This window comes from Anaerocolumna sp. MB42-C2, assembly GCF_030913705.1.
In the GTDB taxonomy this organism is placed as follows: Bacteria; Bacillota; Clostridia; order Lachnospirales; family Lachnospiraceae; genus Anaerocolumna.
In genome coordinates, this window is record NZ_CP133190.1 from 4,566,815 (window position 1) to 4,584,999 (window position 18,185).

Genomic DNA, 18,185 nt, shown 5'->3' on the forward strand with positions numbered 1-18,185 from the left:
AATATAAAGTTATATTTATTTAACATTATATTAGGTGAAGGGTTTTTTTGTTTATACAAACAATTTAAAAGACTTATATATTTATAAAAATTAGACATACTTTCTATATACTTTTTAAATAAATAAGAAAGGGATATAACTTTGGACAGTAAATTTCATATTCAAGAAGCCACCATATTAGGAATACAAAAAGCCTTTTCAAAAAATCTTATACAATCAGAGGAATTAGTTTATCAGTATTTAGAAAGAATAGCCAAATATGACCACGGAGGAATCAAGTTAAATTCCGTTCTGGAATTAAATGCAGATGTTATCCATATAGCAAAAGCATTAGACTATGAAAGAAAAAATAAGGGAATCCGAAGTAATCTTCATGGTATACCCATTTTGGTTAAGGACAATATTAATACAGCGGATAAGATGCATACCAGTGCAGGATCTTATGCCTTAAAAGATTCCTATGCCAGGCGGGACGCATTTCTTGTTGAAAAATTACGGCAGGCAGGGGCTGTTATATTAGGCAAGGCTAATATGACAGAATGGGCTAATTATATGTCTGATCATATGCCTGCCGGATACAGTTCAAGAGGAGGACAGGTATTAAATCCCTACGGAATAAATTCATTAAGTCCAGGTGGCTCAAGTGCCGGTTCAGGGGTATCAGTCACCAGTAATTTGTGCTGCGCTTCTATAGGGACAGAAACTTCCGGTTCCATTATTGATCCTGCCAGTATATTGGGTATCGTCGGTATAAAACCTACAATCGGACTTGTAAGCCGCAGAGGAATTATACCTGTTTCTTATATGCAGGATACCGCGGGTCCAATGACCAGGACCGTAGAAGATGCCGCAATTATTTTGGGAGCTATTGTTGGTTTTGATGAGGAAGATCCCATCACCATCTTAAGCCAGTCAAACGGATATAGTGATTATACCCGGTTCCTGGATAAGGATAGTATGAAAGGGATTCGAATTGGTATACCCCGGGATTATTTTTTTGATGATTTATCGGAAGAAGAAATTACAATTGTGGAGAGTGCTGTTAAAATTATAAAGCAGCTTGGTGCGGAAGTTGTAGATAACATATCTATTCCACAAAGTAAAGAGCTTAGTTCAAAAACTGCTGAATTATATGAGTTTAAAAACAGTATTAATTTTTATTTATCAAATTTAGACAGTCATATTCCGGTACATTCTTTGTCTGATTTGATAAGCTTTAATAAAACCCATGAAGATATTATGTTGAAATATGGTCAGGCTTATTTTGAAACCGTAGAGAAGACGACAGGTACCTTAACAGAAGAAAAGTATGTCTCCCTGCGGTTAAAGGAACTACATCAAAGTAAAGAAAAAATTGATGCGGCACTTAAAGAGCATAACCTGGATGCGCTTTTGTTCCCTGGTGATAAAGCGACCCCTATGGTAAACAAGGCAGGTTACCCAATGATTACGGTTCCAGCAGGAACCTTAAAAGACGGAAGCAGTATGGGGATTACATTTAATGCGGAAGCATTCAGTGAGCCAAAACTTATAAAACTGGCGTATTCTTTTGAGCAGCATGCTAATAAAAGAATTCCGCCCGATTTATAAATAATTGACTTTTATGAATCAAACTATTAATGATAAGGATATATTTTAATAAAAACCGGTAAAATGATGATGAAAAATTAAAAAATAATAAAAATATATACTATAATTATATTTTTATTTCCAATAAAAACGTTTTTATATATTAAAAAGGATGATATACAAAAAATCAGAATTCTAAATAGAATGAATGTAATAACTTTATTTATTAAGTTGTATTTATTGTATAAAAATAATAAGAATCATATGATATAAATATAAAATACTAACAAATATTATGATTCATTATACTTAAATTATCTAATAAAAATGTTTTTATGTATTGTAATTTAACATTTTTCGTTATATAATCCAACTTAAGCAGCCATAGGCAGACAGTATAGAAGAATGGAGTGTACAAAATGGTAACAATTAAGGATGTGGCTAAAAAGTCCGGAGTGGCTATATCAACCGTATCTAACGTATTAAATAATGTGGAGGTGGTAAGTGAAGAAACCCGGGAGAAAGTCCTTAATGCAGTGGAAGAACTGAAATATGTACCTAATATGAATGCGAAATTTTTAAAATCATGTAAAAAGAATACGATTGGTTTATTCTTACCCAGTATCCAAGGCGATTTTTATAAAATGCTGATGCAGGCAATTCATCTTCAGTGCAAAATGAGGGGATATTTATTAAATATCTATGTGAGTAATGAAAATACCAGTGAGGAAATCTATGGTATGATTTTATCTTCCGGTGTTGAGGGAGCCATTATTTTAAATGAACGACTGACAAATGAGTATATTGATAGAATCACTGAAAAGAAGATGCCGGTTGTATTTATTGACCGTGAATTTTCAGGAGATCATATCTCCAGTGTAATTATTAATAATTCAGAGGGTGCCGCATTAGCTGTTGAATACCTGATAAAACAGGGTCATAGACGAATCGGTTATATACATGGTATCGAGAATTACGATGATGAAGCCAGGTTTCGGGCTTATGTTGGAGTGCTGGAGAAATATTCGCTTCCTATAGACCAATCCATAATTTTAAGAGGATACTTTGAAGAAGCGGTAGCTTACAGTGAGATGAGGGTATTGCTTCTAAAAGGAATTCAATTACCGGATGCCTTTTTTTGTGCGAATGATGAAATGGCTTGGGGCTGTATCCGTGCATTAAACGAAGCAGGAATCAAAGTTCCGGATCAGGTCAGTATAATGGGATTTGATGATAATACACTTGCACCTTATTATAATCCGCCGCTTACGACAATCCATAGCCCGGTTACCGAACTTGGTAATGTCAGTGCCACAGAATTATTAAGACTTTTACAGTATGACCAACCGGCAGAGGGGAAAATATACCGGTTATCCCCCGGTCTGGTGACCAGAGATTCCTGCAAACTCTGCATTTAGGGTAATTAAATTTATAAATAATATATATTATTATAGAAATGAGGTTAATATGGGACAGTATTATTTAGAGGGTAATACATATGTAATTAAGGATTATGATAAATTACCGCCATTTTCCAGTTTTCTTCCCGGACTGGCAGGAATAAAAGGAATTCCTCTCTGGGTTTATTACACGAACCGTGGACAGGGAATTAATAGTTTTGGTATACACAATAAGAATAACGCAATTATGGAATTCAATCCGGCTAATACGGCATATGAAAATACTCCGATTAAGGGCTTCCGTACTTTTGTTCAATGTAATGGTGAATTTTTTGAGCCATTTTTCAGTTTTAGTAAGGAGGTTGTCCGAAATCTTTATATTAAGAAAAACAGTTTTACCATAGAGGAGTTGAATTCCCGATACGGTATAAAAACAACAGTAACCTATTATGTCATCCCAAATGACAGTATAGGCGGACTGGTCAGAAATGTCCGTATTGAAAACACAGGTACCGAGGGGAAAGAGCTTCACCTGTTGGATGGAATGCCCAAAATTATTCCTTATGGAATCAAAAATAATGAATATAAAGAAATGTCCAATTTACTAAAAAGCTGGTCGGAGATTAAAAATACCGAGAATAACATTCCATACTATACGCTCCGTGCTTCCAGTGATGATTCCGCAGAGGTTTCTGATGTAGAGGGAGGATATTACTACTTAACAGTCAGGGAGGGTAAAGTGCTTCCTGTTATCTATGATGCACAGGTTATATTTGATTATGATACCTCACTAGTAAATCCCATCGGATTCTTAGAAAACGGATTACATTCTGTGTTAGGGAAAAATCAATGTTATGCTAATAAGGTTCCATGTGGATTTACTGCGGCAGAGTTTACTTTAGAACCCGGTAAACGGTATGAATTTAATACTGTTGTTGGGTATGCCGGTTCAATAGAACAGATTAATGAAAAACGTGAAGAGTTCTGTTTGGATGGTTATTTTACACAAAAAGAAAAACAGGCAGAAGAAGCAGTGGAGCTTCTTACCGGCGATGTTAAAACGCACACGGCTAACCCACTGTTTGATCAATACGTTGAGCAGTGTTATCTGGATAATTTCTTAAGGGGCGGTTATCCTTATGTTTTTAATAAAGAGGATAATAAAGCGGTTGTACATCTATTCAGCCGTAAACACGGGGATCCGGAAAGAGATTATAATTTCTTCTCCATTGCAGGAGAATATTATTCACAGGGGAACGGAAACTTCCGTGACGTAAGCCAGAATAGAAGAAATGACGTGTTTTTTAATAAAGACGTAGGTGATTACAACATAAAGACTTTTTTTCAATTAATTCAGATTGACGGTTATAATCCCCTGGAGGTACGGCCTGCTACCTTTTGTGTTAAGGATGAGTTCAAAAAAGAAGTTCATGATTATATAGAAAAAAATACGACTCACAATACGGATAAACTCTATAAAATACTGGAGAAGTCTTTTACTCCCGGTGAAATAGCTAATTCCATCGCCCGCAGCCATATAACCGTTAAAGGAGATGAAGATAGCTTTCTTGCCAATATCCTGAGATTCTGTAATCAGAATACCGAAGCAGGTTTTAATGAGGGATATTGGAGTGACCATTGGGATTATAATCTGGATCTTATTGAAAATTACCTGACGATATTCCCGGATAAAATAACAGAACTTTTATTTGAAGACAACAGTTACCGCTTTTTTGACAGTATAGCCAGGGTGCTTCCAAGAAGTGAAAAATATGTGATACATAAAAAAGAAGTTCGGCAGTATGGCGCTGTTGAAGAAGATGAGGTGAAAAACGGCCGCAAGGATTTTAACAAAAAAGGAACGAATTGGCTGAAAATCAAACCGGAAGATGGGAAAGATTTTGATTATGCCTCGGCCCCAATTGTTAAAACCACACTGATGGTAAAACTGATTTCCCTGGCTTTGAATAAATTCGCCACCCTGGACCCTTATGGTATGGGTATTGAGATGGAAGCCGGTAAACCGGGCTGGAATGATGCTATGAACGGACTTCCCGGTTTATTTGGAAGCGGTATGCCGGAGACCTTTGAACTAAAAAGGTTAATCGCATTTATCTGTGATACGGTTATACTGAAACCTAACCTGTCAATGCCTGTTGAAATAAGCGTTTTTCTTGTTGAAGTATGTAAAACTCTGAACAGATGTAAGGTGGAGAAATGGGATGATTTTGATTATTGGGATGCAGTAAGTGCCTTAAGGGAGCGGTATAGGGAAAACACCCGGTTTTACCTAAGCGGAAAGCAGCAGGAGATGAATACTGGTGAGCTGCTTGCTGTATTTAAGGATTTTGCGGAAAAAGTGGAAGCTGGAATCAGAAAAGCAGAACAGTATGGCAGTGGAATAGTTCCGACCTATTTTACCTATCGTGTTAGCCAGTTTACTCCCGTTTTAACCAGGGAGGGACAACCGGATATAAGCCATTACGGACTACAAAAAGCAGAGGTGAAAGCATTTGAATTAGTCCCTTTACCTGCTTTTTTAGAGGGACCGGCCAGAATGCTTGGTACATTAGACAGAGAAGCTGCGGATTTATTATGTACAAATATTAAAAATAGTGACCTTTATGATAAAAAACTGCAAATGTATAAAACCTCTGTTCCAATCGAACATATTTCCATGGAGAACGGAAGAATCAGAGCATTTACTCCGGGATGGCTTGAAAGGGAAAGCATTTTTCTGCATATGGAATATAAATATCTTCTGGCTATGTTAAAGGCCGGTTTATATGAAAGGTATTATGAAGAGATAAAACACACCATGATTGCATTTTTATCACCGGAAGTATACGGAAGAAGTATCTTAGAGAATTCCTCGTTCCTGGCTTCTGGTGAGAATCCGGACAGTCAGGTACAGGGAAGAGGTTATGTTGCACGTTTAAGCGGCTCCACCACGGAATTACTAACCATGTGGATTCATATGTTTATAGGCAGTAAATTATTTACCTGTGAAGACGGCGAATTACAGCTGACTTTTGATCCCAAGCTGCCGGGGTGGTTCTTTGATGAAATGGGTGTGGTTTCTTTTAAACTGTTAGCTCACTGTACTGTGACTTATTATAATAAAGAGCGTAAATCTACTTACGGTGCAGAGGGTGCCAAGATTGTAAATATAGAAGTAAACGGCGGCAAAGAAATCATCTCAGGAAATGTTTTAAAAGGAGAAATAACGAAAAGAATCCGAAACGGTGAAATCGAGTCAGTTAGGGTAACTATGATCTGATGAATTTCATGCAATTACAAACACTATGAAATTGTATTATCCGCAGAATATATATATATAATAATTCTGTTTCGTTATTAACTGAATTAGATTAGAATATCAAAAGCCACACGAATAATTTACATTTGCCAATTTACACATCTAAATCAATAAAAAAATTGTGCAATAATTGGATTGGTTACTCGAATTCTAAATTAACAATTATAAGGAGCCTATTATGAAATTAATAGTTACCAGTTATGAAAATAAGATTAAAAATACCGTATACAAGGATATGGAATTAATTGAAGATAAGGGAGCTGCCATGAATGTGGTAAATATTTATCCTGGGATAGAATACCAGACATTTCATGGTTTTGGCGGAGCAATTACGGAGGCGGCCGGTTATGCATATTCTAAATTAAGCAAAGCAAATCAGGAAAAGGTTATAGATAAATATTTCGGGAAAGACGGAAATCGGTATAATATGATACGTACCCATATAGACAGCTGTGATTTTTCTTTGAATAATTATGAAGCGATGTCTGACCCCGAAGATGTGGAAATGAAATCCTTTACTCTTGCCAGAGATGAAAAATACATTCTTCCTTTACTAAGTGCCGGTCAGGAAAAAAAGGGGGAACCTTTTGATTTGATGTTAACACCCTGGTCCCCTCCAGCATTTATGAAAACCAATGAAGATAGAAATCATGGCGGGAAATTAAAAGCAGAATTTATGGGATTCTGGGCAGAATACATATGCCGTTATATTAAAGAATATGAGAATAAAGGTTTTTCTGTAAATAGAATAACGGTACAAAACGAACCGGAAGCTGTACAAAGCTGGGATTCCTGTATTTTTACAGGGGAGGAAGAGAAAGTTTTTTTAAGAGATTACTTGTATCCTGCTTTGGTTAAAAATAATCTGTCTCATGTTAAAGTAAATATATGGGATCACAATAAAGAAAGATTATACGAACGTGCCAAAGCTACTATTGATGCAGAGACGGATAAGATGGTGGATGGAATTGCATTTCACTGGTATACAGGTGATCATTTTGAAGCAATTGGTATTACGAGGGATGCTTATCCTGGTAAAGAACTCCTGTTTACGGAAGGGTGCGTAGAGTATAGCAGGTTTAGCGCAAGCCAACTCCAGAATGCACAGATGTATGCCCATGATATCATTGGCAATCTGAATGCAGGTATGACAGGATTTCTGGATTGGAATATCTTTCTGGATGAAAAAGGAGGGCCGAATCACGTTAATAATTTTTGTGATGCGCCTATTATGATTGATACCGAGAATGACACCTATGAGGAAAAACTTTCCTTTGATTATATTGGACATTTCAGCAGGTACATAGAAAAAGATGCAAAACGTATTGCATTTACAAAATATACCGATCGGTTGGAGATGACTGCACTTAAGAACCCCGATGGTTCCATAGTTATGGTTGCTTTAAACAGGACGGACAGAGAACTGCCCGTATCCATACGTATAGATAGTAGGACAGCAGATATTACTATTCCTGGTCAATCAATCGCAACTGTTTTGATTAGTTAGATTATTTTAATAAAATTTATAAAAATTTTAAAAATATAGTTGCAATATATAAAGAAGTGTGATATATTTTCCTTATATTAGCAATTGTTAATGGGCAAAGAAGTCAAAACATGTTTGTTTTGACTTCTTTTTTACGTAAAAACCAAGATAAGAATGTACACATGCTTATGGAACTTATAACAAAATAAGGGAATCATTTAACAATGGAGTTTAAGCTGAAACTGGCTTAGACTCTTTTTTTATTACATAGGAAAGTTCTCCGAACTTCCCTATGTAATAAAAAAGCCCTACCGGGCAGGATGCGCATGACGCGCCAGACTCTTTCTTATTTCTATTCTCAGGAGGTTATCTTTATGAAAAAACAAACTCATATTGTTATTGAAAGACAAAAAAACGTATCAGTTATAATTCTTTATACTGCGACTTTAATTATTATGTTCCTTGGTATTTTTTTTAGCGCCTTTAGTTTGATTAATCACATTAGCATCCGAGTTTTAAATGCCCGGATACCAGGAGTGATTTTAGGATTGTTGGTTTTATACCTGGGTGTTCGTTATTACTTATCTGTAAACAAATTAAAGGAAGAGTTATCAAAAAGTACTTATGGGTTTTCATGGGGAAATTTCAAAAAAGAAAAAGAAAAAAGAAAGGGTATAAGACAGATGAAATGATCTGTTTAAATAAAAGGAGGTAATTATTATGAAAAAATCTGGAACAATTATTGGTTTACTACTGGCATTAGGTATAGCTGCAATTGCCTTAGCTTTGGCCTTTTCATCGCCAGGCAGTGCTGACCCAACTGGTGCTTCCTATGTTGTCCCAACCGGATCGGAAACGATTACGGATGTTGCTGCAACTGCAAACAAAGCTTATTATGGTGCTAACTTTACATGGATCATGATAACCGGTTTTATGGTATTCTTTTTTCAATGTGGTTTTGCAATGGTCGAAACAGGATTCTGCCGCGGCAAAAATGCAGCCCATACTATGACAATGAATTTCATGGTATTTTTAGTTGGTGCAATCGGTTATTTCCTCTGCGGATTTGCATTCCAATTCGGTGGTTCCGGGGGTGCGGCAGGACTTGGAACCGGTGGAGGGGCACTTAATTCCATGTTATCCATACCCGGACTTGGAGGTATTTTAGGTTACAAGGGATTTTTATTATCCGGTGATGGTATCTACGATCCCGGAATCTATGCACTATTTTTCTTCCAGATGGTGTTTATGGACACAACTGTAACAATTCCAACCGGAGCAGTTGCAGAAAGGGTAAAATACTCAGCAGTCGTTATTACCTCGTTCTTTATATCCATGTTTTTATATCCTTTATTCGGAAACTGGGTATGGGGCGGAGGATGGCTTTCAACACTTGGTAAAAATTTTGGTTTAGGTCATGGCGTAGTTGATTTTGCAGGATCTGCGGTTGTTCATTCCATGGGTGGTATGTTAGCTTTAGCCGGTGCTATAGTTATCGGACCCAGAATCGGAAAATTTAAAAAAGACGGAACGACCAGGGCTTTCCCAGGCCATGATATTCCCATGGCAATTATTGGTACCATTATATTATTCTTCTGCTGGTTCTCCTTTAATGCCGGCTCCACTTTAAATTCTTCTGATTTCAGGCTGTCCGTTGTTGCAACTAATACTATGGTAGCCGGTGCAATCGGTGGTTTAGCGGCTATGTTTTTTATGTGGATTAAATACGGAAAACCAGATCCATCCATGACGGCCAACGGAGCACTTGCCGGACTGGTTGCAATCACTGCACCCTGTGCATTTGTAAATGCCGCATCTGCATTTATAATCGGTTTGATAGCAGGTCTGTTAGTTTGCGTTTCAGTTGCTTTTGTTGAAAATAAATTAAGGCTGGATGATCCGGTTGGTGCAATTTCGGTTCACTGTGTAAATGGTTTATGGGGAATACTCTCCTTAGGATTATTTGCCGATGGTTCTTATGGCGATGGTTTAAACGGTGTTACAGGCGGCGTCACAGGCTTGTTTTATGGTGATGCTTCCCAATTCGCTGCACAGTTAATTGCGGTAATAGTACTGTTTGTATGGGGCTTTGGAGTATCCTATATCTTCTTTAGGGCTCTTGACAAAGTTTGGGGAATGAGAGTATCTCCTGAAGATGAACTTGCAGGTCTTGACATTCCCGAAATGGGTGTTGCAGCTTATCCTGATGTACAGATGCTTAAGTCAGAATTAGATTTTGATTCAGCTGATAATGCTGAAATTAAACAGTTAGCGAGATTTAAAACCAGATAGAATAAATTGACAACAAAATAAATCAAGATTATAATAATAATATAAATGACGAGGATATTACGTTATTTAGCTATATCCTTTTCACGATTATGAACGTTGCGGCCGGTGTGCAAAAAGGAGGTAATTGAATGAAAAAGCTGGAAATTATTATTAAGCCCGAAAGGTTGGAGGATCTGAAGAAAATCCTCAATGATAATAAAGCGAATGGTTTAATGATTTCAAATATTATGGGGTATGGTAATCAAAAGGGGTATACGACAATTTACAGAGGTACTGAGACTACAGTTAATCTGCTGCCTAAAGTAAAAGTTGAGACAGTTGTTCCTACAGAAGTAGCAAAAGTAATTGTAGATGAAGTGGTTAAACAGATTAATACTGGCAATTACGGTGACGGTAAAATTTTTATCTACGATGTGGATGATGTAGTAAGAATCCGTACCGGTGAACGTGGTAAAGAAGCATTATAAGTATTGATAAAGTACAAATGAATGCAAATTTATTATCTAAACCAGGTGTGGAAAATACAATAGATAAGTCTTATATGAAAAATGCAGGAATGTGATGATGTGATTCCTGCATTTTTATTACATGGAGAAGATTTCAAAATTCCCTGTGTAATAAAAACCGACTGGTATGATGCACATTGTATATTGCGCTCAAAAAAGATTTTCACTGAAGTGACGGCGGACCGGCACCAGAGTAAGTGTTATTATGAAATTATGGAAGTGCAAGTATCATATCCAGTTGACATATCATTAAATGATATATATTATATATTATTATAAAGATAAAGACTGGACTTGTTTGGTACAAGAGAAGATAATGATCTGAAATATACAAATGGACCGGTTGGAAAATACCTATGGGTTTGAGGGGATGATAAAAGATGAAGAAAGAGTCCTTATATGAGAAAATCTACAATGATATAGTGGAGGGAATCAAAACAAAGAAGTATCCGCCGGGAAGCAGGCTGCCCTCTGAAAAAGAGTTGTCCGATCAATATAATGTAAGCAGGATCACCAGTAAGAAAGCGTTGGAAATGTTAGCGGATCAGAACAGGATTGTAAGGATGCCTGGTAAAGGCTCATATGTATCGGAAGATACCAATGAAGTTCAACTTGGATATACTATGGGGAGCGGCCTTAAGACCCAGTCCAAGACAATAGGAGTGATTATGGACGCATTTGGGGCAAGCTACGGTTACCAGCTACTGTTAGGCATTGAACGGGAGTGTAAGCGGCACAAGCTTAATTTTATCCTGAAATGCACCTATGGAAATAAAAAGTATGAAACGGAAGCAATCGAAGAACTTTTAGGTATAGGAGTATCCGGAATTATCATTATGTGTGTTCATGATGAGACATATAATGAAGAGGTTTTGAAATTAACCGTTGAAAACTTTCCGATTGTACTCATAGACAGAAAATTAAAGGGGATTCCTATACCGTTTGTCGGTACCGATAATTATAAAGCTGCAAAGGAACTGACAGGATGGCTTTTTGACCATGGGCACATTAACATCAGTTTTGTTACCCATGCCTCTTTACAGACACCTACAATTCTGGAACGTAAAAACGGATTTGTCGATAGTCATCTGGAACATAATATTGTAACAAATGAAACTATGTGGATAACTAATTTAAGATCCATGTTACCTACATCTGCCGATGACAGAGCAGCAAATGAATATCTGGATTTGGACCAGATTAAAGATTATATTGTCAAAAACCCTGATATTACTGCATTTTTTGCGGTGGAATATACCATAGGAATAATGGTTTATAAGGCTCTTAAAATTCTGGGACAGGATAAACATAAGACGGTTGTCTTTTTTGACGGTATCGATGAGAGTTATGATCCACAGCCGGTGTTCACGAGAGTTAAGCAGGGAGAATACAAAATAGGAACAAACAGTGTAGAATTAATTGTAGAAAAGATGAATGGAAAATCAGGAGCAGAAACCAGATTAATTCCTTATGAAATTATAGAAAGAAAAGTGTTGTAATTCATTTAAATATTATTAAAGCATATTGTAAAAACCCTTATTTTAGTTATAGATCACTAAAATAAGGGTTTTTTTATTTTATTTAAGATGAAAATCTTCAAACTTCCCTACGGAATAAAAAGCCCGACCGACAGGATCACCCCTCGCAGAAAGGAAATATATTGCTGCAGGGCCAGCTGGGACACGAAAGTGTCATCCTGCTAGCACTTTGTTTGTTCGAAATATGCAAAATGATATAAATGATATAGTAAGTATAATTAATATAATAATACTCTTGACAAATGATATATACGATGATAATATATGTTTATAATCTACAAGCATATATGAATATACATTTAATTATTATACAAAATACATATAATATATTCTAAGTAGAGTAAATTCTAATAAGCACATATACTGATTCGTGCTGCAAAAACTTTACAATGGTATAAATGGTATAAATAATATATTGTGCACCATGGATACGTTGAATGTTTAAATTGCTTGTTTGTTTTGGAAAGGAGATGGAGTTTTGAAAGTGAAAAGCCGTGTAGCTACAAAACAAAATTTTATTGGAAAACTGTTTGTTGCACCTCCGGTAATTTTGTTTCTCGTTTTTACCCTATTTCCAATGATAATGGCAATCGCGTTAAGTTTTACCGATTATGACATAATTAATATGCCAAGATTCGTTGGATTAAAGAATTTCCAAAAAATAGTAGGGGATGAGTTCTTTTGGATTTCTTTAAAAAACACCTGTTATTATACGGTTTTATATGTACCGTCAGGATTGTTCTTATCACTTGGTGCTGCATTGTTTTTAAATTCTGAAAAAAGAATGGTAGGTCTGTTCAGGACTCTGTTTTATTTACCTGTTCTTTCTTCCAGTGTAGCAACCGCCACGTTATGGTTTTGGATATTAAACCCTCAATTAGGTCTTTTAAATGGAATTTTAGGAGTATTTCATATTGAAGGACCGGCATGGTTATATGATTCCAAGTTAGCTATGATTGCTATTGTTATGATGAGTTTGTGGGCAGGTTTTGGCGGCAATATGATGATTTTTCTGTCCGGTTTAAAAGGGATCCCCCAGATTTATTATGAGGCAGCGAAAGTGGAGGGAGCCGGCAGATGGCAGATGTTTAAGTTGATAACGATGCCGTCACTGACCAAGACAACATTTCTTGTATCAACGATGCTTATTATAGGTACTTTCCAGGTATTTGACCAGGCCTTTGTGTTAACAAAAGGCGGGCCGGGAAATGCCACCATAACTTTGGTTTATTACATATATAACAACGGTTTCAAGAATCTGAATATGGGATATGCCTCCAGTATTTCACTTATATTATTTTTAATTATTTTAGTTATGACACTTCTTAACCAGAAAATAAATAAGGCAGATATTTAGAGAAAAGGAGGTAATAAAAAAAGATGAAGACAAAGAAAAAAATAGGTGATATTTTATGGTACATTGGCGCGGTTTGCATTGCACTTATTACTGTTTTTCCTTTTTTATGGATGTTAGCCACATCATTTAAACCGGAGGGAGAGATTTACTCTAATTCCCTGTCATTATTATCTAAGGATTTTTCCATGAAGAATTACGAGAAGGTATTTGATACGATCCCGTTTTTCCGCTATTTTATGAATTCATTAATATTGGCTGCCTGCGGTGTGATTACCAATGTATTTTTGGGAGCTCTGGCGGGATATTCCTTTGCGAAACTGAAATTCAGAGGAAGAAAAATAACCTTTACCCTACTTTTATCATCCATGATGATCCCGGGTGTCGTTACTATGATACCGCAGTTTTTAGTGTTAAAATATTTCCCTTTCGTTGGCGGAAATAACCTGCTCGGACAGGGAGGAACCGGATTTATTAATCATTATTCGGCTATCGTAATTCCGGGTGCGGTAGGAGCTTTTGCAGTTTTCTTTATGAAGCAGTTCTTTGAGACACTTCCGGATGATCTGGCAGAGGCTGCAAGAGTAGATGGATGTAATGAGTTTCGTATTTTCTGGCAGATTTATTTACCACTGATTAAACCTGCTGCAATGACTTTGGGAATTATGACTTTCCAGGCAGGATGGAATTCCTTTATGTGGCCTATGATAGTGCTTAATTCCAAAGAAATGATGACCATTCAGGTGGGATTATCAACGTTTCAGTATCAGTATAATACCAGTTACGGACCACTTATGGCCGGAACCGTCATTGCAACCTTACCAACTATATTGATTTTTGTTTTTGCACAAAAATATTATATCCAGGGTATTGCTTTTACCGGCAATAAGTAAAAAATCATAATTCGTGTATCAATCTACCTGGGTTTGATACCGATAATAAAAGGAGGAAGATATATGAAGAAAGCAGCAAAAAACATGTTTAAAAAAGCGGGAGCAGTTTTACTTACCGCTGCTCTGGTAATGGGTTCACTTACCGGATGCGCCGGATCCGGTAACAAGGCAAATGATACGTCTGCATCTACGGCAGAAACGGGAAACAAAAATGCAGATAATTCAGGAAATGGAAAAGTAACGGAAATTACTATGTGGGGATCCTGGAGCGGTGATCAGGTTGGACAGCTTGAAAACCAGTTGAAGACTTATAATGAATCTCAGAATAAGTATCATGTTACTTATTCGGTACAGGACGGAATGGAACAAAAATTACTGACTGCTATTGTAAGTAACCAGGCGCCGGATGTTGTTTTATGGGACCGTTTTAATACCAGCGTATATGCCCCTAAGGGAGCTTTCACCCAATTAGACGATATGGTGGCAAAAGACAGTGTTGATTTAACTAAATTTTATGCACCTGCAGTGGATGAACTTACCTTTGACAGTAAATTATACGGTATTCCTTTAACGGTAGATACCAGAGTTATTTTTTACAATAAAACTATGTTTAAAGAAGCAGGTGTTGACCCGGCATCCATAACTGATTGGGAGAGTTTAAGGCAGGCTGCCATTAAACTGACGAAAAGAGATGGAGACAAATTAGTTCAGGCAGGTTTCTCTTTAAAGGATGTAGGCCTGTTTAATAACTGGATCGGGCAGGCAGGCGGAAAAATGATTGATGATTCAGCCACACCTGCAAAAACTGCGTTTAATTCCCAGGCCGGTTTAGATGTTTTAAAATATTGGGATCAATTATTAAATGATGATAAGGTTTATGAATTAGGGTTTGAGGATGCATTTGGGGGAGATGGATTTAAAGCAGGTAAAGTTGCTATTACTTTTAACGGACCATGGACTTTACAAAGTTATAAAGATGCTGGTATCGATTTTGGTGTAATCGGACAGCCGGTAGGTCCTACAGGCGCTAAATCAGCCATGATGGGCGGTTTTGGACTGATTATCCCTAATAAGGCTGTAAATGTTGACGGCGCATGGGATTTCATTAAATGGTGGACAACACAGCCCGCAAACGGAGTGGAATTTGCTAAAATCAGCGGAAACCTTCCTGCCAATAAAGATGCGGCAGCCGATCCTTATTTTATGAATGATGAAATACTGAAAGTATTTTCCGATACAATGCAGTATGCAGGGATTCGTTCTAAAGTTCCCGGATATTCCGATGTAGAAGGTTTGGCTTTAATTCCTCAATTACAAAAATATGTGGCAGGGGAAATCAGTGCGGAGGATGCTCTTAAGAATGCTCAGGCACAAGGAGATGGAGTCTTAGCTGACGCAGCAAATAAATAATTGTTATTAAGGAGGATGTAAATAATCCTGTCTGGATTGCCGCTTATTCCTATCGAAATACAGAAAGAATAAGAATCATTCCTGAAAGGATTATTACATCCTTTTTAGCTGTTACTTAATATATAATATCAGAAAGGAATAGAATATGATAAATAACATAAGCGAGATTTGTGAAAAAGTACAGGAAAGCCTGGTAGAGTATTTTTGGAACGAGAAAGAGGGTACCTTTGTAAATCATTATCCGGTAAAAGATACAGAAAACTGGATCTATTGGTGGCATGCTCATTCTTTAGACAGTCTTTTGGACGGTTATAACCGGACGGGAGAGGAGAAATATTTAGACCGAATCCAAAAAGAATATAATGGGACCTTTGTTAAAAACGGAAATACCTTTCTTCATAACTGGTATGATGATATGGAATGGATGGCTTTAGCCCAGTTAAGGCTTTATGATGCAACAGGAGAACAAAACTATAAAGAACAGACCTTGACCCTATGGGAGGATATTAAAACTGCCTGGAATGATTCTATGGGCGGAGGTATGGCCTGGAAAAAAGATCAGTTAGACTATAAGAACACGCCGGCTAATGCTCCGGCAGCTATATTGGCATTCCGCCTCTATCAAAGATTTCAAAGAGAAGAGGATTTAAAGTGGGGAGAAAAGATACTGAAATGGAATATGGAAAACCTGATGGATTTGGAAACCGGGTTCGTTTGGGATGGCTTAAACCGACAGGGAGATAATAAAATAGATTATGATTGGAAATTTACTTATAATCAGGGCGTAGTAATTGGTGCGCTGGTAGAACTTTATAAAATAAACCATTCTCCGGTTTGCCTTAACCAGGCTGTAAAAACTGCAAAGATTACTAAGAAACTATTGGCAGATACAAATAAGGGCATCTTGCCTTATGAGGGATTGGACGACTGTGGTTTATTTAAAGGTATATTGGTGAGGTATCTATATGAGCTGCATCTGGTATATCCGGAATTGGAGGAGATAAAGGATATGATTTTATCTAACGCCAGATGTGTGATTGACTATAGTATGAATGAAAACGGATTAATCGGGGGGGACTGGATGGCAAAAGAGACAAGCTGCGTAGATCTTGCTCAGCATTTAAGCGGAATTATGCTCCTTGAAACAGCTGCCAAACTCCTTAAATAGAAATTTAAGAGGAGAGCATAATGAAACAAAATAGAAATGGGAACAGTGGCAGGAAAAAGTTATATATATCAGCCTGTGTACTTGTAATTTTAATGATTGCCGTAATCGGTTATCTTCTTATCTCGTCTAATCAGAGGAATTCCGGAAAAAGGACAGGAAATATGGTACAGGAAACAAAGGAAGAATTACAGAATATAGCTCTGGGAGAAACCCAGGATACACAGAAAGCGAGGCAGAGCAAACCTACTATAGATATGGCAAAAACTGGGCTGGATAAATATCTTGCAAGTTTTTATGTAAAAGAAGATAAAGGCGGTTATATTGTAGGAGAAGATTTCTGGCAGCAGGCAGAAATCTTTGAAATTATCATAGATGCCTATGAGCAGACCAAAGACGATAAATATCTTACCGTGATCAATGATATGTATAAAGGGTTTATCGCTAACCACGGAGAAGACTGGTCTTATAATGAGTTTAATGATGATATTATGTGGATGACCATTGCCTGTACCAGGGCATATTCGGTAACTGGGGACAGAAACTATTTGAACCAGGCCCAAAAGCACTTTAATCTGGTGTTTGACCGTGCATGGAGTGAGGATTTAGGCGGCGGATTATTCTGGAAAACAGAAAATAAAACGAAGAATTCCTGTATTAATTGTCCTGCTGTAATTGCAGCTTGTCTGCTTGGAAATGCAACAGGTGATAAGAAATATATGGATAAAGCCGTTATGATATACAATTGGGAGAAAGAGAATTTGTTTGGAACCACCGGCGCAGTTTTTGATGCATATGATCTTAAGACCGGGATAAACCAGTGGTGCTCAACTTATAATCAGGGAACTTTCATAGGAGCAGCTATGAAATTATATCAATATTTTGGAGATGAAACTTATCTTACAGATGCGAAAAAAGCTGCGGATTATACGGTTAACACTATGTTTTCAGGTCAGGTAATGAACACGGAGGGGGATGGCAATGATCTGCCGGGGTTTAAGGGAATACTGGCCCGCTGGATGGGTAAATTCGTCCGGGAATGCAATCAATATCAATATATCCCCTGGCTTTATGATAATGCAATGGCTGCGTGGAACAATCAGAATAAAAACGGCATCATGTGGACCTTGTTTAACACAAAAACAGAAGATACTTTTTATTCTGCCTGGGGTTGTTCGGCAGCGGTATCCATGCTGGTAAATTGTCCATGGGATCTGGAATAAAAAAATATGCTAATTGACGTACCATAACCT

At 37.1% G+C, this 18,185-nt stretch carries 13 protein-coding genes; all 13 read left to right on the forward strand.

What is annotated here, in order from left to right; translation table 11 throughout:
- The first annotated feature begins 141 nt into the window (after nt 1-141).
- Nucleotides 142-1,590 (forward strand): amidase family protein, encoded by a 1,449-nt coding sequence (locus RBU59_RS20375; RefSeq protein WP_308144315.1) that lies wholly within the window; start codon nt 142-144, stop codon nt 1,588-1,590.
- 398 nt (nt 1,591-1,988) lie between these two features.
- Nucleotides 1,989-2,987, forward strand: coding sequence for a LacI family DNA-binding transcriptional regulator (locus tag RBU59_RS20380; protein ID WP_308144316.1), 999 nt, complete (start codon nt 1,989-1,991; stop codon nt 2,985-2,987).
- Between the two features lie 49 nt (nt 2,988-3,036).
- A complete protein-coding gene (locus RBU59_RS20385; protein WP_308144317.1) occupies nt 3,037-6,249 on the forward strand; it encodes a cellobiose phosphorylase in 3,213 nt (1,070 codons plus the stop codon).
- 217 nt (nt 6,250-6,466) lie between these two features.
- Nucleotides 6,467-7,795 (forward strand): glycoside hydrolase family 30 protein, encoded by a 1,329-nt coding sequence (locus RBU59_RS20390; protein ID WP_308144318.1) that lies wholly within the window; start codon nt 6,467-6,469, stop codon nt 7,793-7,795.
- Nucleotides 7,796-8,148: 353 nt separating this feature from the next.
- Nucleotides 8,149-8,466, forward strand: coding sequence for a hypothetical protein (locus tag RBU59_RS20395; protein WP_308144319.1), 318 nt, complete (start codon nt 8,149-8,151; stop codon nt 8,464-8,466).
- Between the two features lie 28 nt (nt 8,467-8,494).
- A complete protein-coding gene (locus tag RBU59_RS20400; protein ID WP_308144320.1) occupies nt 8,495-10,066 on the forward strand; it encodes an ammonium transporter in 1,572 nt (523 codons plus the stop codon).
- 128 nt (nt 10,067-10,194) lie between these two features.
- A complete protein-coding gene (locus RBU59_RS20405) occupies nt 10,195-10,533 on the forward strand; it encodes a P-II family nitrogen regulator (protein WP_308144321.1) in 339 nt (112 codons plus the stop codon).
- Nucleotides 10,534-10,952: 419 nt separating this feature from the next.
- Nucleotides 10,953-12,071, forward strand: coding sequence for a GntR family transcriptional regulator (locus tag RBU59_RS20410; protein ID WP_308144322.1), 1,119 nt, complete (start codon nt 10,953-10,955; stop codon nt 12,069-12,071).
- Between the two features lie 523 nt (nt 12,072-12,594).
- Nucleotides 12,595-13,467, forward strand: coding sequence for a carbohydrate ABC transporter permease (locus RBU59_RS20415; RefSeq protein WP_308148614.1), 873 nt, complete (start codon nt 12,595-12,597; stop codon nt 13,465-13,467).
- A gap of 23 nt (nt 13,468-13,490) precedes the next feature.
- Complete coding sequence (locus tag RBU59_RS20420; protein WP_308144323.1) at nt 13,491-14,357, forward strand: carbohydrate ABC transporter permease; 867 nt, start codon at nt 13,491-13,493, stop codon at nt 14,355-14,357.
- A gap of 63 nt (nt 14,358-14,420) precedes the next feature.
- A complete protein-coding gene (locus RBU59_RS20425) occupies nt 14,421-15,767 on the forward strand; it encodes an ABC transporter substrate-binding protein (RefSeq protein ID WP_308144324.1) in 1,347 nt (448 codons plus the stop codon).
- Between the two features lie 145 nt (nt 15,768-15,912).
- On the forward strand, nt 15,913-16,935 hold the full coding sequence (locus tag RBU59_RS20430) for a glycoside hydrolase family 76 protein (RefSeq protein ID WP_308144325.1): 1,023 nt from the start codon (nt 15,913-15,915) through the stop codon (nt 16,933-16,935).
- A 20-nt stretch (nt 16,936-16,955) separates the two neighbouring features.
- On the forward strand, nt 16,956-18,155 hold the full coding sequence (locus RBU59_RS20435) for a glycoside hydrolase family 76 protein (RefSeq protein ID WP_308144326.1): 1,200 nt from the start codon (nt 16,956-16,958) through the stop codon (nt 18,153-18,155).
- Nucleotides 18,156-18,185: the final 30 nt, after the last annotated feature.